We start from the raw sequence: 26,541 nt of genomic DNA, 5'->3' as shown, positions 1-26,541 counted from the left end.
TCTGGGTGGAAAGGGACAGCCGCAGTAATAAGTCCAATTACCCAAGAATTTTGGCCAGATGCAGCATCCCTGCTGCATTGGTTTTACCTTCAGTGTGTTCGTTTATTTCAAGGGATCATCAACGAGTCGCTGGCAGAATATGCTCTCCGGTCGAATCCGTTGAAATGCAGAGCGAGCATACTGCCGCACCGGATTTTACTGGGGTGGCGATCATATCCGGACGCTCGTAATCCTGACCACAGGCATGGCAAGTCATCATTTCTCCGGAAGGGTTACCATGCTCATCGAACATAGGAGCCTCGATACCATCGTGATCACGACGCAAGTAGTAGCGACCTTTGGTGGCAATGGCCATTGCGGGTGTTGCTATAAATGCAATTACGACGGCGACAAGTGGGGAATAGGGCTGAATCCATTCGCCTAAAGCTCCAAAGAAAACCAAAATGGAAATGCCTGCCGATAACAGAACAGAGGTAAATCCCACAGGGTTGATGGCATACAGCATTCCGCGCCTATATTCCGGGACTTTCGGCGAGAGCTTCAGAACATACTTGTTGATCGCAATATCTGTGGCAACGGTGACAATCCAGGCAATACCACAATTTGCGTAAAAGCCAAGAATGCGATTGAGGAAGTCAAACATGTTGAGCTCCATCAGCAATAACGCGATGGCAAGGTTAAACAACACAAACACCATTCTGCCGGGATAATGTTTGGTGATTCGCGTATACGAATTGGTCCAGGCAAGAGAGCCGCAGTAAGCGTTGGTGACATTGATTTTGATCTGAGAAATAACCACAAGAATGACCGCGAGCGCCATTGCTAGCCAGCCCGGCATCATTTGTTCATAGACGCCTAGGAACTGGTGTACAGGTTCGCTGGCCAGCATAATTTCCTCAGGGGCTAATTTTGCAATGAGGTAGATCGCAATAAAAAGCCCGGTGATCTGCTTAATTGCGCCCAGTACCACCCAGCCTGGACCCGCACATATGACCGCTGTCCACCAGACCTTTTTATTCGCTTCGGTGCGCGGTGGCATAAACCTTAGATAATCAATCTGTTCTGCAATTTGAACGATCAATGCGAGGCACACGCCTGCGGCCAGCATCACATAACCAAAAGAAACGCCTTCGCCACCATGCTCCCCTTTGTAGGCAAGAAACGCGGAGACGGTTTCAGGCTGCGAAGCCACCAGATAGATCATCGGTAGCACCATCAGGACCAACCACAAAGGTGTTGTCCAGACCTGTAATTTGGCCAGGGCTTTCATCCCGTAAATCACCAGGGGAATGACCATCAAGGTCGAAATGGCATAACCCAGCCACAGGGGAATACCGAGTCCGATTTTCAAGCCCTGGGCCATAATCGACCCTTCCAGCGCAAAGAAGATAAAGGTAAAACTGGCGAAAATAATGTTCGTGAGAACCGAGCCGTAATAACCAAAGCCACTGCCGCGGGTAATCAGATCCAGGTCTTGATTGTAGCGAGCGGCGTAGTAGGCCAGTGGAAATCCGGTAGTGAAAATAAGCACGGCGGCGACGAGAATACCAAGTACCGCATTGCTGGTACCGAAAGAAATACCAATGGTTGCACCGATGGCGAAATCCGCAAGATAGGCGATGCCACCAAGTGCCGATGTGGCCACAACTGCGGGTGTCCAGCGGCGATAGTGGCGCGGCGCAAACCGCAATGTGTAGTCTTCAAGAGTTTCTGAGACGGCAGAGTTTTTAGTGGTGGAATCTGGTGCTAGGGTCGCGTCTATTGTATCTGGAGGGGTCATGATTTCCTCATTCTGGCAGGCGTTGAAGTAGGTTTACTTCCGAGGGGGTGGGTGCAAGTGTCCTGCCAAAGGCAGAGGAATCTGACGAGATGTTATTTTTCGTGACGAGTGTATGGTGAAAAAGGGGGATCTCTCCATGTGACAGAGTAAAAAAGACACAATAAATCCACACATGTAGGCCTGATGCCGCATCCCCCCGCTGCATACGGTTTGCCTCACCTTGTATTTCGCTATTTCAACGGAATAGAAAATTTCAGATCAGATCATTAAGGATCTATCCAAGCGTTAGCAATGATGCACTTTAAGCTGCGTAGATTGAGTGCAACGGAATAGATGATCTATCTTATGCGCACTGTTGTGGTGCGGTGCACAACGAATCAGGCGTTCACTTCTTCCGAATTTTTAAAGATTGGTGTTGTTATCCGTGTTTTAGGCCATTGCCACTGCAAAAATAAGCCAATCATTCAGAATGTGGGTGGCTGTCGCGACCCAGAGATTCTTCGTAATAATGTACGCCAGCAAGAGAATGATTCTGGCGGTACCGATGACCAAAAAACACTGAACAAGATTCCAGTCATAGGTTGGTAGGTGCATGGCGGAAAAAAGTAAGGCGGTGACAAAAGTCGCAATGACAATGGCGTGCTTTCGGCTCATGTGTAGGCGATGATGACAGAAACTCAGAACGCCAAGAAAAGGAATGATTGAAACCAGCTCTTCTCCGAACAATTGGATAATCGTACAAATTAAAAAGGTCAGTTGATCTGAGTTACTGAGGGAGGCCAACTGCTTGACCGCAGGATTGACATTGGCTTCAGCGAAGGTCATCAGCAGTAAAGCGATCAAGGTCGTAACAAAAAGGTTGGACAAAGCTACCACGATCACAATGGCAATATCCGATAACTGAGGTTTCCTGAAAAGTGCGCGCCACTGGTGTCCCCCGAATACCAGCATTGAGAAAAGCGGAATCGCCACAAAGAGAATCGCAGGTAGGAAACTGTCTAAAGAGCTATTAAAAATAGGAAACGACAGGCTCAAGCAGGCGAAGCCAACAAGTGTGCTCACCCACAAGATCCACCAGTTCACTGGAAGGTTAGTGGCCGTTAGATCGTGCTCTGTGTCGTCGGGTTCTGGATTGGACTGGGAAATGAGGCTACTGGCTTCGGCCTGATAGAGTGGGAAGTCCCCGGCCGTCGAGCGTTCAAAGAAAAAGGTATTTGAGTCGAGAGTAGCGCTCATGTGCCCTTCCTGAGGATGGCTAACGAATAGCGTGCAAATGGCTATTCCAGAGCAATGACTGTTCCAAAGCTTGCTACAGGCCGATACGTTAAACGCTAAATAAATGCAACATCTGAGATGGCATCAACAAATTGCTTGGTTGCCGCTTCGGTATCGATAGTGCCGATTTGCAGTAACGTCTGTAAACCTTCCAGCTTGGCGTCGCAGGCTTGGGCTTTTACAACTTTGGCAGAGATGTCCTGCGACTTGGACATATTGGTTGCGACCGTCGCCGCAATAGAGCAGAAGGTGGCCAAAAAACACAGTAGCTGCCAAATGGGCAGTGACGTATTCATAAATTGGCCGAACCACTCGGATAACGTTTGACCTCCAAGCGCAGGTGCGGCCGTCAGAGCGGCAGAGATCGCGCCGCAGATAATGGCAATGTTTGCGAGTTTGCGGTGGCGGGGTTCCATCTCATCCAGATATTGTGCCAGCTCTTGGCGTTTTTCATCAATTTTGGTTTGCAAAATGGAATCTGACGTCGGTTTATCCTGAACCATCGAACCTCCCATATAGCGATGTTTATTGTGTTTTTATACGGTATTCGGCGTAAGTACACCAGTAATGAGTTGGTCTACGATTGAGAGGATACAATACTTTGCAGATGAGTGATTATTGAAATGAACGAACGCCAGGAACTCTGGCGTGTATTTCTTTGAAATTAGAAAGGGCGTAAAGAGCCCATATCTCAGAAGGGCTTGTCACCGGCCATTGTCACTCGAAAGCCGGATCGGGTCTGTGGAAAATAATCCCAGACCGCAAAGTGTTGTGTGCAGCGATTATCCCAAATGGCAATGGAGTGGGGTTGCCACTGAAATCGCACTTGAAAATTAGGGTCTTTTACATGCTCATACAGCATCGCCAGTATGCCGTCACTCTCATTCTTCGATAGCCCCATGATTCGAGTCGTATAAGAGGCATTCACAAATATGGCTTTACGTCCGGTAACGGGATGAGTGCGCACGACAGGATGTGTATTGCAGGGGTAGGCTTTACCATAGTCACCGTAGATTGAGTGATAAACATGGTTGGCGTCGTGTTCCGCTACCAGACCTTCCAGATAGGTTTGTAGTGCGGGCGATAGAGACTCATACACGGCATACATTGAAGAAAATAACGTATCGCCACCAACCTCTGGCAATGTATGTAGATACAACATGGATCCCATTGGCGGCTCTTCATTGCAGCTGAGGTCCGAATGCCAGTTGTCACCTGCGATATATTTCGAGTCTTTGTCTGCATGAATCGCGACTATGTCTTTGTAGCCGTCGATACCTTTCGCGCCAGGGTGAATAATTAAGTCACTGAAAATCTGACCGGCTTCGCGATGTTGGTCGTGACTGATAGGTTGATCACGCAGAAAAATGACCTGGTACTGCATCAGCGCATCGTAGAGTTGCTTCTTCTCGTCTTCTGTCAAAGGCTTCGTCAGATCGACATTTCCAATCTCTGCACCGATATTATGGGTGAGAGGTTTGATCGTTATTTGGTTGCTGGCCATGGTGATACCTGTTGCAAATTTCAATGGAAGTTTACATCCCGTACGGATAACGCTGGTAGTTTGCGACACCGCTCTGTCGCACGTATGTCAGAGCTTTAGCGTATTCGGTAAGAAGGTCGAGAGAATGCTGCAATCTTTCTTGAATGTAACGGTCATCTTTTTCGTCGCTGGGCGTTACGGAATTTAGGCAGTGTTTCACGTTGCGAATGATCAGATGATCGGGTATCCAGCAAATGCGATTATTCTTCGCGCTACTAATGCGAAGTTCGGCAATCGGCAAGTGACCGCCGGATGTCACTGATACGCCGACGAGCAGTCCGGGCTTGTTTGCTGTCTCTTCTGTGCCGCAGTAGAGAAAGAAATTTTTCAACACACTTGGCGCCATACCGTGCCAGTCCGGTGTTATAACGATCAATGCATCACAGTCTCGTAATTGATCGCCAATAGGTTGCCATTGCTGTTGGTGCAGTCCATCGGGCTGTTTCCAAAAGCGGTCGTCAAACGGGACCAATTCCAGGCTCGCTAAATCGAAGAGCACCGTGCAGTGCTTCTGATTGTGCAAATGTTGCTGAATGGTTTTGCCAACCTTTAACGACTGAGATTGCTGTCGTTGGCTACCGCAGATAATGGCCAGGTTCATAAGACACTCAAAGAGAATAATCGGTGGCTCCAGGTCGCAGGGGCCATAGATGAAAAACATTAGAGAGTCAGCTTATGGGGCTGGCGAACAGTCTTCTTGTCGAATTACGCCCCATTTCTTGTTTTCGATTCGCGAATAATGTCGTATTTGGGCAACAAGTCCGGCGGCTATCGTCAAGAATCCGGGCGAGGGGGCTCGCTATAGTGTTGGTCGATGTTAACAACTTGACCCGCGTGATAAAGGCGAGATTATGAGTAAACCCCAATCAAACCCGATGCCAGCCATTTTTATCGGTCATGGCAGCCCTGGCAATGTGCTGGAAGACAATGCCGCAACGCAAATGTGGGAGCAGTTGGGGCTAGAGCTGAGCAAGCCGAAGGGCATTGTATGTGTCTCTGCGCATTGGTACACGGCCGGTACGGCGGTTACTGGGATGACGGCACCTAAGACGATCCACGATTTTGGGGGCTTTCCCAAGGTGATGTACGAGATGCAGTATCCTGCACCGGGTGATCCTCAGTTGGCGGCGAAGCTGGTCGATATGCTGGCGGAAGAGGGCGCACGCCTGGATGAGAGCTGGGGCTTTGATCACGGCAGCTGGGCTGTTTTGATCAAGATCTTTCCCGAGGCGGACATTCCCGTCGTTCAGCTCTCGATTGATCGTACCCGAGACAACGACTACCACTTTCGCATTGGGCAGAAGCTCGCAGCCTTGCGGGACGAGGGTTATCTGATTTTGGGCAGCGGTAATATTGTCCATAACCTGTCCGTGATGGATTGGGGCGCAAGGCGTACGACCTATCCATGGGCGCAACGGTTTGGTGACCATATTCGCAATTCGATCCGCAAAGATGCCCCCGAGGGGGTGATTCACTACCGGGAGTTTGGTTCAGATGCCGACCGTTCAGTCCCTGGGCCAGATCATTTCCTCCCGCTACTCTATGTGCTGGGTGCACGCCGGGCGGAGGATGAGGTCGAATTTCGTACTAATTTTGTGGAATACGGCTCTTTAGATATGACCTCGGTGATCTTTCGGCAGGGGGAATCAGCACAACTTTCGGGGCGTTAATTAACAAGAATGCACCCAGGCGTGGCGTTACTCTTCTTTCTAAAGGCCAATCTGAGCAGACCCTGCCAGATGACCGTGACTGCCATAGATAGGAGTAACATATGTCACTGCTGAAAACCGACGACCTGACAGAAGCCGACCGCCGGCAGCCGAGCGAATTCCATAGTCTGAAGGCCACAGTCGAAAACTGTCACTGGGGGTATTTTTCGGCGACCAAAGCGCCTGCGATCACGGTGAAGAGTGGTGACATTGTTCATGCGGAGGCGATTACTCATCACGCGGGCGATGCCCCAGATCTAATGATGGATGACGGGCTAAAAGCACTATGGGCGGGCATTCCTGAGGAAGACCGCAATCCAGGCGTCCATTTGATGACAGGGCCCATCTACGTCGAGGGGGCAGAGCCCGGAGATATGCTCGAGGTTCGCTATCTATCAATGCGTCCGCGCTTCTCTTACGGGTCCAATCTGGCGGCAAATTGGGGGCATTTGTACAAAGAGTTTGGCGAGAAAGAACGCGTTACTATTTACCGGCTCGATATGGCCAGTATGCAGGCTCGCGGTCACTATGCTTACGATTTTGACGGCAAGTACGAGACACCGGGAACCGTTACTCACTGCCCGGAATGCGATCGTCAAACCACATTGAACGGCGTGCGCGTGCCCGTACGTCCTCACTTGGGCACAGCAGGGGTAGCCCCGGATGTCAGTGGTCGCGTCAGTACCATTCCCCCCGGCAAGCATGGTGGTAATATCGATAACTGGCGCATTGGCGCGGGTGCCACCATGTATTATCCGGTGCAGGTTGCCGGGGGGCTTTTCTCCATCGGTGATCCGCACGTCTCCCAGGGGGATGGTGAAATCAGCGGTACGGCGATTGAAGCCTCTCTGGATGTCACCATGCAGATTATTCTGCGCAAGGATTTCGCCTTTCACTCACCCCTGTTGGAAACGCCAGACTACTTTATCGTGCATGGGTTTGATGAGGACCTCAATGCCGCCATGAAGAACGCCTCGTTGGAGATGCTGACGCTTCTCAATGAACACCGTGGGCTCAGTAAAGACGATGCCTATTCACTGATGAGTGTCAGTAGTGATTTTACAGTCACCCAGGTGGTTGATACGGTCCAGGGTGTGCATGCAAAAATCCCCCGCAGTGTTATGGATACTGGTGAACCTGACGACGCATAATCCGTTCCGATGTGGTTGATCGGCAGGGAGGAGAAGCGGTCACCGTTTTAGATGTAATAATGCGCTGTCACAACGCTCGTGATAGTGCCTGAGGAATAAAGATATGCCTAAGATCAGCGCAGGAAAACAAGCCCTTTTTATCTTGTTGACCTTTAGCTTGTGCTTCTTCGTGATCACGGCCGCGACCTTTACGTCGCTGGGTGTGGTTATTCCGTTTATGGTCGAAGAACTTAACTGGGACTGGACCACTGCCGGTGTCGGCTTTACGTTTATGGCGTTATCTTGCGGTCTCAGTGGTTACCTGCCATCGATTACCATCGAGCGTTGGGGCGTCGTGAAAACTCTGCTGCTCGGTTTATTGATGCTGGCCGTCGGCTTTTACATTTTGTTTACCACGACGACATCAATCACTTATTGCCTCGGATGTATTTTACTCGGCTCCGGTTATGTTTTTGTTGGTCCGATTCCCGGAACCTACATCATTACCCATTTTTTTGTGAAGCGAGCTGCTGCGTTTGGTTTTTACTATACCGTCGGTGGCTTGGGCGGCGTAGCAGGTCCTCTGATTGTCTGGTTTGCGGATGCCGGTTTTGGCAATTGGCGCTTCCATTGGGTCGTGACCTTCGTGATGATTTTCGTTTCCGTATTGTCGACCTTACTCGCTTTAGCGTTTACCGATGCTGAGCGGTTGAGAATACCTCCGACAGAAGAGGACGATAAAAAAAGTGCTGCCAGTGGTCGGGTGTATCAAACCACCGAGGTTTGGACTTATAAACAAGCGCTCTTATCACCTCAATACTGGATTATTTGTGCGGCCTACACGAGTGTTCTGTTGGTGGGAACAACCGTCAACAGTTTTTCAGTGTCACATCTGACACAAATGGGCGTTACCTTTGTTCTCGCAAGCGCACTTCTTTCCTCTGAAGCACTTTGTAATGCGTTTTCGCGGGTTATCGGCGGCGTTATCGCAGAATATTTTGATCCCAAATCCATGTTGCAAACCGCGTTACTGTTGTTGACGCTTGGAATGTTAGCGCTGAGCTTTGGCGGCTCCCTTTTCATACTGTTTGGTTACGCGCTGGCAATTGGATTTGGGTTTGGTATGACCTTGTTGACCACAACCGTTTTGTTGATTCGCTACTATGGTTCAGGTCCCTACCTCAAACTCTTTGCAACCATGAATATGTTCGCCACCGTGGCCGCTTCAGCGCCGTTTATTTGTGGTGCCTTGGGAGACCTGACAGGTTCATTTGTTACACCGTTTCTTTTAATTGGCGCCGCGCCGGCCATTGTGTTGGTGTTGGTTGTGTTTATGCGCCCGCCGCAACTCAACGCACGCGAAGGCGAATCAACTTTGGCTACGGTTGCTAAAGAAGAGGCAACAGTTACTGATAATGATGTCCAGATACACGCAGTGAGGGAAGTCTAACTATGAGTACTCCACACAAAAAAGAATTTGGTGTGTTTCTTCCGATTGCCAATGGTGGTTGGATTGTTTCAAAGAATACGCCGACACTCGACGGCTCTTATCAACAAAACAAGCAGGCTGCCGTTCTGGCAGATGAGATCGGCATGGATATGATTATGTCTATGGCGAAGTGGCGTGGCTATGGCGGCGAGACCAACCATTGGGGCAGCTCGATGGAATCAATGACCATGATGGCCGGCATTGCTGAAGCGACGAAACATGCGAAGATCATCGCCACGGTTCACACATCACTTATGAATCCTGGCGCTGTGGCCAAAATGGTGACGACTCTGGATCAAATCTCTGAAGGGCGTGCCGGGTTAAACATTGTTTCAGGTTCGTTTCGCGATGAACTCAATCAGATGGGCGCCTGGAATGACGAGATCAATCATGACGAGCGCTATGTTTATACTCAGGAATGGACAACGTTGGTTCATCGTCTTTGGTCTGAAGAGCATGTCGACTTTGATGGAAAGTACTTTCACTTTAAAGATTGTGTGTCAGAGCCTAAGCCGCCGAAAAAACCCTTTACCGTTTGTGCCGGGCAGTCTGAACGCGGGTTGCGCTTTTCTGTCCGCAATACAGATGCCTGTTTTGTCGGTGGCAAAGACGACGAAGAAACACTGAAAATCACGCGTATGGCCCGCGAGATTGCTGCGGAATATGATGAGCCAGTGCGCTGTTATTGTATGGCGACTTTGGTCATTGATGAGACGGATGAAAAAGCCCAGGCGAGTGCCGATTTGTATCGCGAAGGAAAGGATGCAGGTGCGGTTGAAGGCATGATGCGATCCTACGGCATTGACCCGGCGTTAAAAGATAATGCGATGGTCATCCGCGCTCAGGGTGCGTTTATGGCGCGGGAGATGGTGGGCTCCCCCGAGTCCGTGAAAAACCAGTTGATCGAAATGATCGACAACACGGAAATGGACGGTGTAATGATTAACTTTGACGACTACCAAAAAGGTTTGACTTATTTTGGTAACGACATACTGCCAGCACTTAGAGTCTACTATGAGTGAGTGGGAGTCGGCGATGGTAACAACGCCGGTACCGGCAGATTGGGTGGCATCGGGGCGGACAGCTCTTTGCGTCGTTGATGTGCAAGTCGATTTCGCCAGTCCGGACGGAGTGTTAGCGCAATACGATATCGATATGTCGGTTCTGGTTCCAACGTTGCAGAATATTAACCGTCTGCTGGTATCAGCCCGGGCGGCGGGTGTGCCGGTTATTTTTATCGCACTGAGAACTTCGGCAGAAACGGATTCCAGTGCCTGGAAATTATGGATGCAGCGTCAGGGGCGTGATCCAGAGGCCGAGAGCGCAATCTGTCGCGATGGTGAAGCGGGTTCCGACTTTTACTATTGCCTGCCTCAGCCTGAAGACCTTTGTATTGAAAAATCCCGTTACAGTGCCTTTTGGAATACGGAGCTGGACCGACAACTTCGCGAACACAATCTGGATACCCTGGTGGTGACGGGCCTAACGACGGAGTGCTGCGTTGAATCCACTGTCCGAGATGCTTTTCATCACGACTATCAAATAATTGTACCGGCAGATGCCTGCGCGGCTTATGAAACAGATATGCATCTTGCCAGCCTCAAAGCCATGTCGATGAACTGCGCCATTATCAGTGAGACGTCTGCCTTAACGGACGCTTGGGAGGTGTTATGAGCTCGGCGTTATATCCGGCAGATACCGAAACACCTTACACCGTTACTGAGGATGATCGTGAGCGGCTCCAGGCCGCCATCGACATTGACGAAATTACCGAGTTGGCATTGACCCTTGGCAATATTCGCAGCACCTCTGGTGAAGAGGCGGAAGCTGCGAACTTCGTACACAACTGGTTGCAGCAAGAAGGTTTTAAAACCCGCAAAGCGGGGGCTGTGCCACACCGGGAAAATATTGTCGGTGAGTACGGCGGTCGCGGGCTGGGGTCGAACTTACTGTTTACGGCGCACCTCGATACCGAAAGCCCAAGTGCCGATGACGATATTAACCGTCACAAGTACAGCGCGAAAAACCTGGCGAATCCAGAGTGGCATCATTGCTGGCTGGAAGAGGGTCAGTTTCACGGTTTTCCCATTAGTAATGACCGTGGGCCCATGAGCTGTTTCTTGATGGCAGCAAAGGCGCTTAAAAAGGCGAACATTGAGCTTGCTGGAAAGCTCTATCTGACGGCTTGTCCCGGTGAAATTGGACCTGAGCCTATGGAAGAGTGGCGCGGTGTGGATTTTATGGGTAAGGACATCGGCGCCCACTATCTGTTTCACCACGGTGGTATTGCTGCCGATTATGCGATTGCCGCCGAAGGCTGTGATTGGGGCGTCACTTGGCAGGGTAACGGATACGCCTTGTTTCGAATACAGATCATTGGCGAAGGTGTCTTTACGCCGATATATGATGCTCCAGAAAATCCTCTGGAGCACCCCAACCCCATTTACCAGCTGGGACGTGTGATCAATGCCTTGCACGAGTGGGGGCTGTCGTACGAGAAGGCCAATATCTATCAGGGAGCTGGCGGTACATCGATGCCTAAGGTGCAGCTCGATTCCATCAAGGCAGGCTCGCCCCTAACCTTCGGTGCAGGCACCGATGTCTGTTCTGTTTACGTTGAAGTTGGGCTAACCGCACAGCAAACGGCAAATCAGGCATATCATCAACTGAATGCGCTACTCCATCGTCTGGAACTGACAGACTTTGATTTGGAGCCGGTCGTGGTTCGACATGGGTTTGAAGCCGATTCCGGCCAGATTGCACCACTGGTGAAGTCTCTCTGTCAGGCAACGCAATCCGTTCGGGGAGAAGCCATCGAGCTGGCTCATCCGGCTTATTCAAGCATGTGGCGCGACCATAACGTGTTCAATATGCAACGTATTCCCGCTGTCACCACCGGTATGCCAAGGTGGCGACCGAAACCGCAGGATCTGGTCGACAGCGCGCTGATCTATGCTCTGACGGCTCTTTCGATTTGCGGGCGCGTGGCTTGAGTCCACGTTCCCTTCACAACATGATTTAAGAGGTTTTCTATGTCTGATACACCATCTTCCTCTGCTGATACTTTAGCGATTGAGCCATTAAAACCCGGATTTGGTGCGCGCATTTTTGATGTGGATTTACAGAGTGCAGACGAAGAGACTTTAGCGAAAGTGGTCGCTGCTTTTCATGCTCACGGGGCCATATTGTTGCGAAATCAGACCATGGAGCCAGATGATCTGATGCGGTTTATCTACGCCTTCGGAGAGCCGGAATTACACACGCAAAAGAAATTCTGCCTGCCGGGCTACCCTCACATCTTTAAAATTTCTAATATGCTGGATGAAAAGGGCGAGCCAATCGGTGCGCATAACGACGGTTTGGGCTGGCATACGGATTACTCCTACAAAGAAGAGCCGGTGATGTGCACGATGCTGTACGCAGTAACGGTGCCTGAAGAGGGCGGCGAAACCCTGCTGGCGGATCAGGTGAGTGCTTATAACGATCTTCCCGAAGAAGAAAAAGCCTTTTTAGATCCCTTGAAAATACACCACTCCCTGGTGCACTTTATTGAGAATCGGGATTTTAACAGCTACGAAATTACCGATGAAATTCGTAATGAAAATCCCGATGTGATTCATCCTCTGATCCGTGTTCACCCTGCCGATGGGCGCAAGGCATTGTGGGTCAGTACCGGAACTGTGAAACACATTCTTGGCATGGAGGACGGCGAAGCGTTCAAGTTGATTGATCGGCTGGTGGAATACACCACTCAGGACAAATACGTCTTTTCCCATAAGTGGCAGAAGGGCGATCTGCTGATGTGGGACAATCGTTGTACGCTGCATACAGGGACTCGTTACGATGATAAAAAATACCAGCGGATGGCCCATCGTCTATGGGTTAAGGGGGAAAAACCGATTTCCGTGACCGTGTAGTCTTGTCGGGATAGAGCGCCAAATAACACGCTTTAAACAGGCCCGCAGCGCGTCTTTCGTAACGCCTGCGGGTTTTTTATTTTCTAATGTATATAAATCTTTTCGTTTTCACGGTTGGCGGAAAATACGTCGCCAAACCAGAAATTGTACGCAATTGCACAATCATCGAAGGAAGGGCTGCTTTAGCATAACTCTTGAAACAATCGCTGCGAAACCGGTAGTTAGGTGCCCATACCATTGCCCGGTGTCATCACGATTGGCAGCTGTGCGAGTCTTTTTTTAGGAGTGTATATGAGTCAGTCATTTTTAAATGATGCTTTTTTTGATGAATTGAAATCATCGGTACTGTCAATCGATCACGCGGAGACACTCCCCCCGTTGTGTTACACCGACGCGTCATTTTTTGAATTTGAAAAAAGAGCGATCTTTGATCACGAATGGCTGTGTGTTGGTCGGGTAGATTGGATTCCAAATCCCGGAGACTACTACACCACAGAAATCATTGATGAGCCGATTGTCGTGGTCCATGATCGCGATGGCGAAATTCGTGCGATGTCTTCGGTGTGCCAGCATCGCGCGATGCTGGTCGCCGAAGGCAAAGGCAATACTCGTACATTTACCTGTCCTTACCATCACTGGATTTACAATCTGAAAGGCGAGTTGATAAACGCCCCAGCGATGGAAAAAACCTGTAATTTTCATAAAGAAGAGTCCAGTCTGCCGGTGTTTAAGGTCGAACTATGGCACGGCTTTATATTTATCAATTTCAGTGATGACGCCGCACCATTAACACCAAGACTTGCGGCCTTAGAGCCAGTTTTAGCAAATTACGATATTGAGAATGGCGAAGGACCTGCCCCCGATCGCAGTATCAAATACGACTTTAGCTGGAAGGTCATGTTTGAAAATAACAACGATGGCTATCACGCCAACAAACTGCACCAGGGTGAATTTCACGATTACATACCCAGTGATTTGGCGGTGTTTCCTGAGGAGCTTCCTGAAAACACGGCGGGATTCTTTCGTACCAATGGCACCTTGCACAAGGATGCCAGTTTCAATCCTACTCAAAAGGCGCTTATGCCGGTATTTCCAAAACTGACAGAAGAAGAGCGCAATCGCATGGCTTTTGCCAATTTGCCGCCGACGCTCTCACTGGTGTTAACCAGCGATGCTGTCATTTATTTGATTCTGCGAGCGGATGGGCCGGAAAGCCACAAGCTGGATCTTGGTGTCTTGTTTGCTAAGGGAGCTATGTCAGATCCCGAGTTCGACAGTAAAATGGAGCTGGTATTGGAGCGAGCGCTCGATATAAACGCTCAGGATGTCCACGTCGATGAGCTGGTTCAGATCGGGCTGAGATCACGTTTTGCCCGTCGGGGACGCTACTCTTGGCAGGAAGGTGCTCAGAGACAGTTTAACACCTGGCTGGTGCCTCGCTATCAATCCCACTGGGAAGCCATGAAAAACAATCGCGGATAAAGTGAGTAGTAAGGTGTTGCAGACGTTTAATGTGGTTGTACATGAGGTGTGGGAAGATGGTCGCGATGTGCGGTTGTTGGATCTGCGCAGTGACGATGGTGCCGAACTGCCAGCCTTTACCGCAGGGGCACACATTGATATCTATACGGATGGTGCAATCCGACAATACTCTTTGTGCAACAGCACCTCTGAGCGTCACCGGTATTTGGTTGCCGTCGCGCTCGATCCTGACAGTCGTGGTGGATCTCGCTTTCTGCATCAGCAGGTAAATTGCGGCGATATCCTTAAAGTGAGCCCACCACGTAACCATTTTGCCTTGAGTTGCGATGATTCGACCTCGGTACTCATTGCCGGTGGTATTGGAATCACGCCGCTACTGGCGATGATTCAAGCTCTGGAAATCGCACAGCGACCTTGGATACTGCACTATGCGGTTAAGTCTGAATGCGATGCCCCAGCTGGCGGGTTGCTGAATGAAATTGCGGCTCGTAGCCTGTTCGGAAAGGTCCATACCTACGCTTCGGTTGAGCATGGTGACAGGATGAGCCTACAGGCTATTCGTGATGCAGCGCCAGAACACAGTCATTTTTATTGCTGCGGCCCTTCACGCCTTTTGGATGACTTTGATCAGACCTTTCAAGATGTGGAATCCGGGCGCAGGCACAGTGAAAGATTTACGGCAGAAGATCTTCAGGTTGCCAAGGGAGGCTTTCAGCTGATTCTGGCGCGCACGGGATTGGAAGTGACGGTTCCTGAAGATAAAACCATATTGCAGGTCTTAAAAGAACACAAAATTAATGTGGCTTACGCCTGCGAAGAAGGGTTGTGCGGAAGTTGTGAGGTGGCGGTTCTCGATGGCGAACCGGATCATCGGGACGGCGTCTTGTCCGATGCGGAAAAACAGAGTAACCGTACAATGATGACGTGCTGTTCTGGCGCTAAATCAAAATCACTGACGCTGGATATTTAGTAATACAGATTTTGATTCGGAATAATCACGGAAAGAGATTAAGCGTCTCTCTCCGTTTTTTTCAGTTTACATGAACCGTTTGACAGTGCTGCCGACGGTAATTTCTCGGTGTTGTATCAAACTCACTGCGGAACACGCGGCTAAAGTGCCCTGCGTCGTTAAAGCCCCATCGAAAACAAATATCTGAAACGGACAGGTGTTGGTATTCCGGATGGCTTAGCTCAAAGCGGCAGCGCTCAAGTCTGCGCGAACGCACGTAGCTAACAAAGCTGGTGCCACTGGATTCAAACAGTTTTTGTATATAACGGGCCGACACTTTGTTTTTGAGCGCGACCAGGTTTAATGAAAGGTCTGGATCTGAAAGATTGGAGTCGATGAGTTGGCAGATTCGTTTGAACTGGTCAATCTTTGCCGTACTCCCAAAATCTAAAACACCACTTTGATGAATCAGGTTACTAATTAAAAATTCCGAAAGCGCTATTTCTACTGGACGCAGAGCTTCTGATTCGAGTTCATCAATATTGTCGCTCAAGGCGCGCAACATGCTGGCAAAAACGTTATTGAGCCCCGACTCACAAGGGAGATAGCCGACGCTGATCGTGTCCAGATTGATCAGTCGTTTATGAATGAGGCCATGAGGCACATTCATATATAGAATCTTAAAATCGGATTTGACCGACAAGGTCATATCCAGTCCTGTCGGCGCATAAATAATGGAGTTCTCTCGGGCGGGGTATTCCATCCCTTTGTATTTAAGTGAGAACTCGCCTTCTAGAAGTAGCGCCAGCCAAAATGAATAGGGTAGATCACTGCACTTGCCGGAGATCTCCATTGGGGAGCCGGTGAGAATAGAAAATTCAATACCCTGCGGGGTATTAATGCTGCTGACATTGCCTCTGAAGTCCTCGTCGCAGTCAGAGAAACTGCACTTGGGTAAACAGAGTCGACTGAGTGCATTTTGCCAGATAACGGAGCGTTCAATCTCCGGGCAGCTATCAGTAGATAATTTCCACGAACTCATACAGGCACCTCCCAACCGATCTTCAGGCTAACGGATAACCATTGAGCATAAAGCGTACCAAAGGTGTGGATATTATCGGCGCCCTCTACCGTGAACTCGGTACCGCTTGGAGAGCTTTCTGGTGATGCGGCCGGGGTTTATGACGAAATCTCCAGGCTTTCCTTGAAGCAAATCAATAGATGCTCATTTGACGATTAATAATGTAGCGCGATGAGAATATCGCACCAACGCTGACCACGAAATTCACAGTTTTCGTGGTGGCGCTCTATGGTAGGGCAAAAATACGGATATATGCCGGTTGCCTTGATGGTCAAGGATGTAATAGGCGTTCTTTTTTCTCGGTTATATGGCTGGCATTCTCTTGGCGCGCTAGCACGGCTCAATACGCTGATTCCACAAAACTCATACATATTTTATCAATTTTAACCCCGCCCTATGCAGTAGTATGAATTGGAAGCAAAGGTTTTTGTCGCTGTGTCATCGCACAAAACCCGCTTGCAGACAGGAAAAGAACCGTACAGGAGCCAATATCCCATACCGTGTTTTTACCGCGAGTATGTGACAGAATAATGCTAATAAACTGCTGTCGCTTCTGCACTTTTAAAAACAGATGTTATCGATAATTTCGATCGTTAGTGGTTGCCAAAACTGAGGTAAGACAATGCAGAACCTGCCGTTTAAGAGAAGACCGTTACAAGCTACCTTGTTGTCATTGTTGTGTACTTTGCCAAAAGTGTATGCGGCAGAGACTGCTTCAAAAATAGATCAAAGCACCTCGGGTAATGAGGGCGAATACTTAGAAACCATTACCGTAACTGTGGATCAGCGCCAGGTTAATCTGCAAAATGTTGCGGCGTCTGTTACCGCTGTTGGGTCTGAACTTATTAAGCAGGCAAACATTACGGATGCGACTGACCTTAATGGTTACGTGCCGGGTCTACAGATTAATAAAAGCGGCGGCTCCGAACGAATGGTTAGCATTCGCGGTGTTGGATCTCAAACACCGCAGAACTTCTTCAGTCAGCCAGGTGTTTCCTTCCACGTGGACGGCGCCTATATCACCAATAACATTGCGCTGAATATGGGTTTCTTGGATGTCGAGCATATTGAAGTCCTGCGTGGTCCTCAGGGCACCGCGTTTGGTGCGGCCTCGACCGGCGGCACATTGAATGTTGTCAGTAAAAAGCCGGTCGTTGGTGAATTCACCGGTGAGATTCAAGCGGGTATCGGCAGTTATGATTATCGTCAAGGGCAGGCTGCAGTAAACCTTCCCATCGGTGAGACGATGGCGATTCGCGCGGTTACCAACTCGACCAGTCACGATGGATACTCGAAATCCAATGGCATTGAAGGTGGTTACGATCTCGATGATGCCGACAATCAAAACTCAAGGGTTTCTTTTCTTTGGGAGCCGACGGAAGACCTTTCCGTTTTGTTGATGGGGCAGAGGTATAAAGATCATCACAATGCGGCCGCCTTGAAGGCGATTGATGATCCCAACAGTGACGATCGCGTTGTCTCGCAAGATTTTCCGGGTAAGTTCGACATGGATATGGATATTGCCACTGCGATTATTACTTGGGATTTGCCTTTTGCAACGTTGAAATCGACCAGTAGCTACCAGGATATGGATCACGCTCAGTCTTTTGATTCGGATCGCAGTACGGCGGAAGCGTTTGGCGGTTACGATCATGTTGCTATTTGGTCCACGACTGCTGAAACCTTTATGCAGGAGATCTCGCTTAGCTCCAATTCCGGCGGTTTCTTTGAGTGGGTTGCAGGTGCGTTTTATTTGCACAGTGACAGCGGTCAATACGTAAATGAATATAAAGGTACGGACATTAGCGATCCTACAGATGTGCTGCCGGAAAGCACTCCGGCTAGTGCTCTTCCTTTTAATATGTCCTACGCTGAGAACTCTTCGGTAGAACGAACATCTTGGGCACCATTTCTCCAAGGAACGCTAAATGTTTCGGATAATTTAAGTGTTATTGCTGGTGTTCGTTACAACGATGACAGTTTTGACAGCATGAGTTCTACGTATTTTGCCGAACCATCCCCCAATAGTTTTGGCGCAGAAGAAGTTACTGGAAAGTTGGGAATTAATTATCAATTAACCGATGATAATTTGATATACGGTGTTGTCTCTCGCGGTTATAAGGTTGGTGGTATAAACGCATCTTCAACTGATGCCATGGCCGCCAGTACTACGATACAGCCTGAAACTGTAACGACCTATGAGTTAGGTACAAAAAATCGCCTTCTTGATAGAGCGCTGACATTGAATGCGTCGTTGTTTTATTCCGAATATGAGGACATGCAATATATTCAGGAAGATCCGATTCCCTATTCTGGCGGCTTGGGAAATATTCCTGAAGCCAATATCTGGGGGCTGGAGCTAGAAGCGAATTACGCTCTGTTTGATGGCATGTTAGAGCTCGGTCTTAATGCAACATCGTTAGAAGGTGAATTCCCTAAAGATTATTATGCGCTGGATCGTCGTGATGCCGATGCCGCAGGCGCAGCGGCAATTGCCAGTGGCGCAGCACCCTATGAGTGGAGTTATGAGTGGTTTCTCGCCCGGGGTTCAGCAAATGTCAATGTGAATGGGAATACTCCGGCGAATCTACCCAGTTTAAGCGGGGGGTTAAATGCAACCTTGTTTAATGATCTTGGGGATCTTGGAACCGTAACTACGCGAGTGGAATACCTCTATAAAAGTGATTACGAAGCGAGAATCTTTAACTCTGCGGTCGATCACGTCGATGGCTACGATCAAATCAATTTGTTCCTGCAGTACGAGCCTTATGATGCCAACTGGCGCGTTTGGTTAACGGCAACCAACTTAATGGACGATGCAAATATCTCTGGCCGATTTGTTGATCCCTATGGGAGCGGCGTTGTCAGTGATGAGTATGTTGCACCTCGTCAGGTTATCGCTAATTTCAGTTTTGATTTTTAGTGTGACATCGGGCTGTCGTTAGTCTGCGCGAATAGACGCGCGATTAACGTCAGCTGCTTTTCTCTCAACTTTTCCCAAAATGTGTGCAGACGGAGCCGATAACGGTATTCCGTCGATGTGTGCACGCCCTAATGTAGCAAAAGGAAATAACATGACGAAACCCAATACACTGATATTTGTTGATATTTCAGCGGATGATCCGGCGGCGGCGGGTGAATTTTATGCCACCGTTTTCGGTTGGGAAAACGATCCCAGACCTTACGGCGAATATCATCGTATGGTTCCCGGCGGCAATATGTTCGACAGCGATGGCAACGAAACACCCATCGGCAATTTCCATATTGGAATCCATAAAGTGAGCAATGTACGCCCACATCCAGATGCAGACGGTGTTGAGCCAAGAGCCTTGTCAGAATCCGGTCGGAAACCGCGTGTCTGGATTCTGGTCAGTGACGAGGATACCACGGAAGCCATTTTGGCACGTGCGATCGAAAATGGCGCGAGCTTGCTTTGGAAAAATCATTTCTGGAAAGAGTTCAACGGCTTTAATGCGGCGTTTCAAGATCCATGGGGCAATGAAATTATTCTTTGGGAAAAGGGCGGTGCTAATCCGGTCGTTCCTGAGGGTTTCACTCAGGAGTAAACGCGGCGCGAAGAACTCTTCGCACGATACTCAGGAACAGAGCTTTCCATGCAGGATCAAGCAATCCATACCGATATACCAGTGGTACCTAAGCGAGCGCAGGCGGAGATTGTCTTCGCCTGTACCGTGGGAAATTTCGTATCCAACACGCCAGCGATCAGCGCAACCTTTAGTTTATTCCTGGTGCCCATCTCTGAGGAATTCGGCTGGCCGCGCGCGACTGTGTCCGGGGTGCTGGCGTTGATCGCGGTTGTAGCCGCGATCACTTATCCACTTGCCGGTCGTGTTTCCGATATGATCGGCTCACGTAAGGTCATCCTGACGGGGAATTTACTGTTTGCACCCGCCATCGCCGCTATTGCGCTGGCCAGTGGTGAAGTGTGGCAGTTTTACTTGTTGTTCGCACTGGTAGGTCTCGCGGGAACGATACCGAGCACCGCCGCATTACAGAAAGTCATCGGTGAATGGTTTGATGAAGGCCGTGGTTCCGCGATGGGGGTTTCGGCTGGCTTCGGCAATGGTCTCGGATCGGTTTTTATGCCGATTGTCGGTGGGATCTTGTTGATGCACGTGGGATGGCGCGGAGCTTATGTCGGGATTGGTGCGCTGGTTTTTCTGATCGGATTCCCGATCATGTATCTGTTTCTCAAAGATGCTCGCACGCAGAATAGGGAAAATGTTCGGAGCAGTGCCAGAGAATCTGAGCTTAGGGAGTCCGGCAGCGGGCACCTGCCAGGCCTGACGGTTCGCGAGGCACTGCACACATCGACTTTCTGGCTGGTGCTGGTGGCGGTGGCTGTGGGCGCCGGTTGCGTAACGGCGGTTTTTACCCATATCGTGCCAATGGTGATGGATCGTGGCTACAGCTTAACGATTGCCACGACGGTCATTTCTGTCTTCGCACTCGTGACAGCAGGGTGGCAGGTAGTCGCCGGGTTGTTGCTGGACAGGTTTCAATCACCCAAGATCGTTGCGCCAATGTTTTTGGCAGCGGTCGTCGGGTTGCTGTTGCTTGAGTATGGGCAGGGGACGCAGATGTTGATGCTCGGTGGTGTGATGTTGGGCATCGGCCTGGGTTCAGAATTTGGTTGCCTGCCTTATTTTCTGTCCCGCTATTTCGGACAGAAAGCCTTCGGAACGATGATTGGCATTTGCTATTCGGTCGTGCTGATCGCGCAAGGATTTACGCCTTTCTTTATGGCGCTGATGTACGACAGTACGGGCGGTTACAAAGAAGTGGTGACCCTTCTATCTACCGGTCTTTGCATCGGCGCAGCGCTTATAATGATCCTGCCAGCCTTTAAAGACCCTGCCCGAGATGAGCGTGGGTAATCGCGAACCTTGCGTCAGTTTTCATGCCGAAAGGCACAAAAGACTAGGACAACGTTTAAGAGGAGTGTGGACGCGCTCCGCTTACCGTCCTTGTCCACAGTTAACAGAGATGCAAAAAATGCGGTACTGGCGATCCAGGCCGCCTCAAAGGAGATGTTATGGCCAATTGGTTAATCAGTGGTGCGGCCAAGGGCCTTGGATTGCATTTGTCGAAAGCCCTTTTGTCGCGTGGCGACACGGTGGTCGGATTAATTCGAGGCGCGGATGATTGCGCTGAGTTTGAGGGGCTTGCGCCGGGTGCGAGTTTCGCGCTTCAGTACGATGTATCGAATACTGGCAGAGCGACACGCGTTGTGGCGACGGCGGAGCAATTGGTCGGCCCGCTCGATGTGTTAGTGAATAATGCGGGCTATGGCTATACGGGCGCAATCGAGGAAACCCCGATCGAGGATATGCGCGCATTGTTTGATGTTAACGTCTTCGGCGCAATTGCCCTGATTCAAGCGGTGTTGCCCTCTATGCGATCGCGCCGTGCGGGCATGATTATCAATGTGTCATCGGTCAGCGGGCTGGCGCCCTGGGCGGGATCGGCCATTTACGGTGCGTCCAAATTCGCCATGGAATGCATTGGTCGGACATTGCGTGATGAAGTGCGTCCGCTCGGAATTCGAGTGGTTAACGTCGCGCCTGGGGGGATGCGTACCCATTTTGGTGGTGGATCGCTCAAGGGGGCAGAGCCTTCGATCGACGACTATGCTGAGACGGCACACCTGGCACGCCCGACGCTTGAAGGTCACCAGGGTGAGGAGCCGAATGATCCCGTAAAGGTCGCCAATGAGATCATCGCGGTCACAGCTCTTGAAGAGCCGCCTGCCTTACTGTTGCTAGGTCCTGACGCCTACAAATACGCAACCTACCATTTTGCTGAATTGTCCAGCCAGATCGACACCTGGAAAGACGTCACCTTATCGACCAGCGCATAGATTCCGGCATAGTCCAATCACGTTTTCGAGTCGAAAACAGTCAGAAAGCCCGGAAGTGTTGTGGGTAGATTACGGTCCAAAACAGGCGCTGCGGCGCCATCAATCTGTTGTTAGAGAAAATACGTGAAGAAGTCAGTTTTGCACGGAGTGCTACAGACTAGAATTATTTCGAGTTTCTTTGTTGTCTTGGTGGCGGTCGGTTTGTTTCTTTCTGCATTCCCCCGCTCGCTATCCACAGGACAAGATGATCAATGGCGGTCTGGACTTGAACGTCTCAGTGAAACGCTTGAAAAGAGAGTTGAGCAGGGAAGCATTCCCGGTGCCGTGATCATGGCGTCTATTCAGGGCAAGCGGCATTTTAGTGATGTTTTAGGCTATCAGGATATTGCCTCGCAATCACCCATGACCGAAAAGACACTGTTTCGCCTCTATTCCATGTCGAAGCCTATTACCAGCGTCGCAATTATGATGCTTGCCGAGCAAGGCAAGTTACGATTGAGTGATCCGATCAGCCGGTACATTCCAGAGTTCTCTCAGACACGGGTATATGAGTCTGGGCCGCTAGAGGACATGAAAACATCAGTACCACACCGGCCTATCACGATCGAAGATCTACTGGCACACCGATCCGGAATAACTTACCACTTCATGGGGAGTACACCTGTCCATCAATATTATCGAAAATACGGCGTAAAGCGCAAAACGCCTGTGGGGTCTTTACCGAGCGATGGACCTGCTGCAGAATCTTTACCAGAGCTGGTGAGTCGAATTGCCAAGGCACCTCTCTTGTCTCAGCCTGGTGAGCAATTTCATTACAGCTATTCGACGACCGTTCTTGGCTATCTTGTAGAAATCGTTTCGGGGCTGTCGCTGCCGGCGTTTTTGAAGCAGGAAATCTTCGAGCCTCTAGGCATGGATGATACGGGGTTTTTCGTTAACGAGACGACGCGCAAGCGGCTGGCAACAATCTACCAATTAGCTGAACAGGGGCTGGAGGTTTTGGAGACAAACGATGATACCGAATACTCCGACAAGGACCGTTTGATCGACGGTGGTGGCGCCATGGTGGGGACGGCTGACGATTATCTGCGCTTCGCCACAATGCTGGCCAATCGTGGGGTATTGGACGGTGTGCGTATTCTATCCACTGCGAGCGTATACCGAATGCTCTATCCGGAAGTGACGGTGCAAGGCCTTGGGGACTTAAGCGGCTATGAATTTGGCCTTGGGTTCGCAATTGGCACTGCTGCCTCTGAGGCGGAGCACATCATGCCGGAAGGCATGTATGGATGGGCTGGGTCAGGTAATACACATTTTTGGATCGACCCAGAACGACAACAGGCGTATGTGGTTATGACTCAGGTAATGACGCCTCCGGGCGACGAAGCGCGTTTTGGCCTTCGTAGAGATTGTGTTCAAGCGCTTGCTGCTCTCGCCAAAGAGTAAGTTAAAAGAAATACATACAATATTTATTGCATTCAATGGGCTAGCCCTTAAAGCCGTGCCGTCTTTCTGACGGCGCATAGCAACACTGAAATTATGCAATTCCTTCCTGTACATCTCCTTGAATACAGAAACATGAAAGGCTGTTTGCCGACAAGTTACAGTCTGGTTTCTCTCCCGGATACCGCTGGTGGAGTTCATTCATTGGCGGCATAGCGACGGAGACAACTACGCAAAATAACGTAGTTAAAAAGGACATTTATCCAATATTTCTGCGTCCCTAAAGAGCAGATACTTAGGTGAGTAGCAAGTTCATCAAAAGGGATTTCTGGTGTCGATGCTGGAGATTCTTTCCTGGTAATCCAGAAGCCACCTAAGCACGCAGGATTAGAGGATCGGTTCAGTCATGGAAAAATCGAAGTACATCTCTCCCAATCGCCTTTTAATGGCTATAAAAATGGCCGCAATACCGTTTTCTGGCGGTTTGATTTCCGAAGCCATTTCTGCGCAGGAATTAGCTCAAGAATCTCACCGACAGCAAATGCTGGAAACGATCGAAGTTACTGCCACGAGGCGATCCGGATCCGTCCAGGACGTGCCAATCAATATCTCCGCGGTTTCAGAAGATCTGATGGAGCAGCAGGGTGTTGAAAAAATTGAAGATATTGCACGTTGGGTTCCCGGTCTAACGATCACCGATCAAGGTGGTAGGGATAATGCGCCGATTATCGTTCGAGGATTAAATACCAACAGTTCAGGTACCAGCTCAGATGGCGAGACTGTGGCAACCTACCTGGGTGAAATTCCCATATTAACCAATATGCGAATTTTAGATGTGGAGCGGGTAGAGGTCCTGATTGGCCCGCAAGGAACACTCTATGGCGCCGGCACGCTTGGAGGTGCCATCCGCTACATCCCAAAGAAAGTCGATCTCTACGAATATTCAGGAGAGATATCAGGAAATCTCTATGATCTCGCTGAAAGCAGTGGACAGGGGAAAGAGGTGGGCGCCGTTTTTAATGCGCCCATAATCGAAGACAAGCTGGGGGTTCGGTTCGCTGTCAACTACCTGGATGATCCCGGCTATGTCGATTACGACTATCTCGTCAGAGAGCCAGGTGTTTCACTGCCGGATCCAGATTGGGATGATGAAGACGCCGTGCGGGAAAATCTGTATTCCGTCGAGGACGGCAATGATCTACAACAAACGTCAGCTAAGCTTCAAGTGAGATGGACACCTTCGGAGCGATTCGATAGCACCCTGTCTTACTTCTATCAGAAAGACGAAGCCGGATCGCGTGGCTTTGTTCACTACAACTCTCTAGGGGCAGACAATCCCCTCGATGACCAGGTTGGAGAATACGACTCCGCGTCTCGCTATCTTGAACCAATGACGCGAGAAAACGAACTCTTCAGTTTAGAAATGTCGGCTGATTTAGGTTTCGCTGAGCTGGTGTCGGCGACCGGATTCTCCAAAATTGATCGTGATTACAGCAACGACGTTACCGACTTATTGATTCGACTGAATTTTGGATACGAAGAGTTTCCCGCGTTTTCGGGCTACACCGATATCGAAAACGAGGAGAAGAACCTGACGCAAGAGATCCGTTTGGTCTCGTCCAATGATGGACCAATATCCTGGATCGTTGGTGGCTACTACAGCAAAAATGAATATGATAGGACTTACACAGAACTGACCGAAGGGTTTGATGAGTTTGCCATCGATGTTTGGGGTGCTGGCGGATCCCTTCGGCCTGATAGTGTCGAATATACATCGATAAATGCAGATGAAATCGAAGAGAGTGCCCTCTTTGGTGAGCTGACCTACGAGATCACGGATCGATTGAATGTTACGTTGGGGGCGCGAAAATACAGTTATGAAGTAACAACAGAATCTGCCGTTGATCTTCCTCTCTATTACACCGTCTTCGAAGGTCGCGATCCGGATTCGATCCTCTTCGATCCGCAATTGGCAGAAGGCGACGATGACGGAACACTGTATAAGTTCAACGTCAGCTACAACTTCACGGAAAGTTTAATGGGCTACGCGACGATTAGTGACGGCTTTCGAATCGGTGGAGTGAATACTGTAGCGGCTTGCCCCGACAATATCGATCAAATCAGCACGCAAGTTATCTGCGCTCTGCCGAATGAGCAGGTATATGCCGCCGATAAAACCAATAATTATGAGCTTGGTTTAAAAAGCAGTTGGTTGGATGAAAAGCTCACATTGAACATGGCGATTTTCAATATTGATTGGGAAGACCCTCAAGTTGATGGCATTACTGAAAACGGCAGTGTTGGAATCACCGCAAATGCTGAAGGGGCTAACGCCAAAGGCTTTGAGTTGAGCAGTCGTATTCTCCTAACCGAAAATCTTACTCTCTATTCGACCTATTCCTACGCGAAGACAGAAATGACCGATGACGCATTTGGTATCTTCGGCAGTGATGGTGATACCGTTTACGATGGTGATCGTCTGCCCGGAGCTCCCGAGCATCAATTCTCTTTAGGGGTTAACTACTACACAAACCTTGGCAGTAAAGATCTTGAATTTAACTACGGTTTAACCGCTCAGAGTGACGTTTACAGCACCTTGGGATTGAAAAATTATGGTGAAGTACTGCCAGGCTATTCCTTAAGTAATCTTTCGGCCAAGTTGTCCGACGGTGCATGGGATGCCACTTTCTATATCGATAATCTATTCAATAAATATGCGTTTATCTCCTCCGTTCAAAACTGGGGTGATATCGATTTCGGTAATCGCGGAGATTTGCAAAGAAGCCACTCGCATTTTGTACTCACGCCAAGAACGATGGGATTGAAATTTTCCTATCGATTTGGAAATTGATCCTGGCTTCG

21 protein-coding genes are annotated in these 26,541 nt (G+C 49.6%); 15 read left to right on the top strand and 6 right to left on the bottom strand.

Annotated features, from left to right (window positions below):
- Positions 1-118 precede the first annotated feature (118 nt).
- From ACXAFR_RS08005 to ACXAFR_RS07985, 5 genes are all read right to left on the bottom strand, one after another.
- Positions 119-1,780, bottom strand: coding sequence for a purine-cytosine permease family protein (locus ACXAFR_RS08005; protein ID WP_475175178.1), 1,662 nt, complete (start codon positions 1,778-1,780; stop codon positions 119-121).
- Positions 1,781-2,209: 429 nt separating this feature from the next.
- Positions 2,210-3,016, bottom strand: a complete 807-nt coding sequence (locus ACXAFR_RS08000) for a CPBP family intramembrane glutamic endopeptidase (RefSeq protein WP_475175170.1) — start codon at positions 3,014-3,016, stop codon at positions 2,210-2,212.
- Positions 3,017-3,111: 95 nt separating this feature from the next.
- Positions 3,112-3,558 (bottom strand): hypothetical protein, encoded by a 447-nt coding sequence (locus tag ACXAFR_RS07995; protein ID WP_475175165.1) that lies wholly within the window; start codon positions 3,556-3,558, stop codon positions 3,112-3,114.
- A 188-nt stretch (positions 3,559-3,746) separates the two neighbouring features.
- Positions 3,747-4,583, bottom strand: coding sequence for a TauD/TfdA dioxygenase family protein (locus ACXAFR_RS07990; RefSeq protein ID WP_475175157.1), 837 nt, complete (start codon positions 4,581-4,583; stop codon positions 3,747-3,749).
- A gap of 7 nt (positions 4,584-4,590) precedes the next feature.
- Positions 4,591-5,259 (bottom strand): NADPH-dependent FMN reductase, encoded by a 669-nt coding sequence (locus ACXAFR_RS07985; RefSeq protein ID WP_475175150.1) that lies wholly within the window; start codon positions 5,257-5,259, stop codon positions 4,591-4,593.
- A 190-nt stretch (positions 5,260-5,449) separates the two neighbouring features.
- On the opposite strand from ACXAFR_RS07985, the gene ygiD reads away from it, so the two are divergent.
- The 9 genes from ygiD (at position 5,450) to ACXAFR_RS07940 (ending at position 15,295) form a co-directional block, all read left to right on the top strand.
- Complete coding sequence (ygiD, locus tag ACXAFR_RS07980) at positions 5,450-6,268, top strand: 4,5-DOPA-extradiol-dioxygenase (RefSeq protein ID WP_475175147.1); 819 nt, start codon at positions 5,450-5,452, stop codon at positions 6,266-6,268.
- 101 nt (positions 6,269-6,369) lie between these two features.
- Positions 6,370-7,458, top strand: coding sequence for an acetamidase/formamidase family protein (locus ACXAFR_RS07975; protein ID WP_475175140.1), 1,089 nt, complete (start codon positions 6,370-6,372; stop codon positions 7,456-7,458).
- Positions 7,459-7,561: 103 nt separating this feature from the next.
- Positions 7,562-8,887, top strand: coding sequence for an MFS transporter (locus ACXAFR_RS07970; protein ID WP_475175137.1), 1,326 nt, complete (start codon positions 7,562-7,564; stop codon positions 8,885-8,887).
- Positions 8,888-8,889: 2 nt separating this feature from the next.
- Positions 8,890-9,948 (top strand): LLM class flavin-dependent oxidoreductase, encoded by a 1,059-nt coding sequence (locus ACXAFR_RS07965; RefSeq protein ID WP_475175132.1) that lies wholly within the window; start codon positions 8,890-8,892, stop codon positions 9,946-9,948.
- Positions 9,941-10,600 (top strand): cysteine hydrolase family protein, encoded by a 660-nt coding sequence (locus ACXAFR_RS07960; protein WP_475175127.1) that lies wholly within the window; start codon positions 9,941-9,943, stop codon positions 10,598-10,600. Before ACXAFR_RS07965 ends, ACXAFR_RS07960 begins: the two co-directional genes overlap by 8 nt.
- Positions 10,597-11,919, top strand: coding sequence for a zinc-binding metallopeptidase family protein (locus tag ACXAFR_RS07955; protein WP_475175124.1), 1,323 nt, complete (start codon positions 10,597-10,599; stop codon positions 11,917-11,919). The genes ACXAFR_RS07960 and ACXAFR_RS07955 overlap by 4 nt, the downstream gene beginning before the upstream one ends.
- Positions 11,920-11,958: 39 nt before the next feature.
- Positions 11,959-12,843, top strand: coding sequence for a TauD/TfdA dioxygenase family protein (locus ACXAFR_RS07950; protein WP_475175121.1), 885 nt, complete (start codon positions 11,959-11,961; stop codon positions 12,841-12,843).
- Between the two features lie 291 nt (positions 12,844-13,134).
- Entirely contained in the window at positions 13,135-14,325 is a 1,191-nt protein-coding gene (locus tag ACXAFR_RS07945) for an aromatic ring-hydroxylating oxygenase subunit alpha (RefSeq protein ID WP_475175118.1), read from the top strand.
- A gap of 1 nt (position 14,326) precedes the next feature.
- Positions 14,327-15,295 (top strand): PDR/VanB family oxidoreductase, encoded by a 969-nt coding sequence (locus tag ACXAFR_RS07940; RefSeq protein WP_475175110.1) that lies wholly within the window; start codon positions 14,327-14,329, stop codon positions 15,293-15,295.
- 61 nt (positions 15,296-15,356) lie between these two features.
- Here ACXAFR_RS07940 and ACXAFR_RS07935 read toward each other — a convergent pair whose 3' ends face one another.
- Positions 15,357-16,316 (bottom strand): helix-turn-helix domain-containing protein, encoded by a 960-nt coding sequence (locus ACXAFR_RS07935; RefSeq protein WP_475175104.1) that lies wholly within the window; start codon positions 16,314-16,316, stop codon positions 15,357-15,359.
- 661 nt (positions 16,317-16,977) lie between these two features.
- Between ACXAFR_RS07935 and ACXAFR_RS07930 the strand changes: the two genes are divergently transcribed.
- From ACXAFR_RS07930 to ACXAFR_RS07905, 6 genes are all read left to right on the top strand, one after another.
- Entirely contained in the window at positions 16,978-19,278 is a 2,301-nt protein-coding gene (locus ACXAFR_RS07930; RefSeq protein WP_475175098.1) for a TonB-dependent receptor, read from the top strand.
- 151 nt (positions 19,279-19,429) lie between these two features.
- Complete coding sequence (locus ACXAFR_RS07925) at positions 19,430-19,921, top strand: VOC family protein (RefSeq protein WP_475175091.1); 492 nt, start codon at positions 19,430-19,432, stop codon at positions 19,919-19,921.
- Positions 19,922-19,969: 48 nt separating this feature from the next.
- Positions 19,970-21,253 carry an MFS transporter gene (locus tag ACXAFR_RS07920; protein ID WP_475175084.1) on the top strand — a complete coding sequence of 428 codons (1,284 nt, stop codon included), beginning with the start codon at positions 19,970-19,972 and terminating at the stop codon, positions 21,251-21,253.
- 158 nt (positions 21,254-21,411) lie between these two features.
- Positions 21,412-22,236, top strand: a complete 825-nt coding sequence (locus ACXAFR_RS07915) for an oxidoreductase (protein ID WP_475175077.1) — start codon at positions 21,412-21,414, stop codon at positions 22,234-22,236.
- A 123-nt stretch (positions 22,237-22,359) separates the two neighbouring features.
- Positions 22,360-23,682 carry a serine hydrolase domain-containing protein gene (locus tag ACXAFR_RS07910; protein ID WP_475175070.1) on the top strand — a complete coding sequence of 441 codons (1,323 nt, stop codon included), beginning with the start codon at positions 22,360-22,362 and terminating at the stop codon, positions 23,680-23,682.
- A 403-nt stretch (positions 23,683-24,085) separates the two neighbouring features.
- Positions 24,086-26,530 carry a TonB-dependent receptor gene (locus ACXAFR_RS07905; protein ID WP_475175065.1) on the top strand — a complete coding sequence of 815 codons (2,445 nt, stop codon included), beginning with the start codon at positions 24,086-24,088 and terminating at the stop codon, positions 26,528-26,530.
- Positions 26,531-26,541: the final 11 nt, after the last annotated feature.

The organism is Pseudomaricurvus sp. ABR4_320, from assembly GCF_056159445.1.
Note: the sequence above shows the minus strand (reverse complement) of the source record. Positions and strands in the feature narration are given on the sequence as shown.

What these genes read in the sequence shown, in the direction of transcription:
- ACXAFR_RS08005 (WP_475175178.1), bottom strand. Translation starts at nt 1,780, where the DNA reads ATGACCCCTCCAGATACAATAGACGCGACCCTAGCACCAGATTCCACC.
- ACXAFR_RS08000 (WP_475175170.1), bottom strand. Translation starts at nt 3,016, where the DNA reads ATGAGCGCTACTCTCGACTCAAATACCTTTTTCTTTGAACGCTCGACG.
- ACXAFR_RS07995 (WP_475175165.1), bottom strand. Translation starts at nt 3,558, where the DNA reads ATGGTTCAGGATAAACCGACGTCAGATTCCATTTTGCAAACCAAAATT.
- ACXAFR_RS07985 (WP_475175150.1), bottom strand. Translation starts at nt 5,259, where the DNA reads ATGTTTTTCATCTATGGCCCCTGCGACCTGGAGCCACCGATTATTCTC.
- ygiD (WP_475175147.1), top strand. Translation starts at nt 5,450, where the DNA reads ATGAGTAAACCCCAATCAAACCCGATGCCAGCCATTTTTATCGGTCAT.
- ACXAFR_RS07975 (WP_475175140.1), top strand. Translation starts at nt 6,370, where the DNA reads ATGTCACTGCTGAAAACCGACGACCTGACAGAAGCCGACCGCCGGCAG.
- ACXAFR_RS07970 (WP_475175137.1), top strand. Translation starts at nt 7,562, where the DNA reads ATGCCTAAGATCAGCGCAGGAAAACAAGCCCTTTTTATCTTGTTGACC.
- ACXAFR_RS07965 (WP_475175132.1), top strand. Translation starts at nt 8,890, where the DNA reads ATGAGTACTCCACACAAAAAAGAATTTGGTGTGTTTCTTCCGATTGCC.
- ACXAFR_RS07960 (WP_475175127.1), top strand. Translation starts at nt 9,941, where the DNA reads ATGAGTGAGTGGGAGTCGGCGATGGTAACAACGCCGGTACCGGCAGAT.
- ACXAFR_RS07955 (WP_475175124.1), top strand. Translation starts at nt 10,597, where the DNA reads ATGAGCTCGGCGTTATATCCGGCAGATACCGAAACACCTTACACCGTT.
- ACXAFR_RS07950 (WP_475175121.1), top strand. Translation starts at nt 11,959, where the DNA reads ATGTCTGATACACCATCTTCCTCTGCTGATACTTTAGCGATTGAGCCA.
- ACXAFR_RS07945 (WP_475175118.1), top strand. Translation starts at nt 13,135, where the DNA reads ATGAGTCAGTCATTTTTAAATGATGCTTTTTTTGATGAATTGAAATCA.
- ACXAFR_RS07935 (WP_475175104.1), bottom strand. Translation starts at nt 16,316, where the DNA reads ATGAGTTCGTGGAAATTATCTACTGATAGCTGCCCGGAGATTGAACGC.
- ACXAFR_RS07930 (WP_475175098.1), top strand. Translation starts at nt 16,978, where the DNA reads ATGCAGAACCTGCCGTTTAAGAGAAGACCGTTACAAGCTACCTTGTTG.
- ACXAFR_RS07925 (WP_475175091.1), top strand. Translation starts at nt 19,430, where the DNA reads ATGACGAAACCCAATACACTGATATTTGTTGATATTTCAGCGGATGAT.
- ACXAFR_RS07920 (WP_475175084.1), top strand. Translation starts at nt 19,970, where the DNA reads ATGCAGGATCAAGCAATCCATACCGATATACCAGTGGTACCTAAGCGA.
- ACXAFR_RS07915 (WP_475175077.1), top strand. Translation starts at nt 21,412, where the DNA reads ATGGCCAATTGGTTAATCAGTGGTGCGGCCAAGGGCCTTGGATTGCAT.
- ACXAFR_RS07905 (WP_475175065.1), top strand. Translation starts at nt 24,086, where the DNA reads ATGGAAAAATCGAAGTACATCTCTCCCAATCGCCTTTTAATGGCTATA.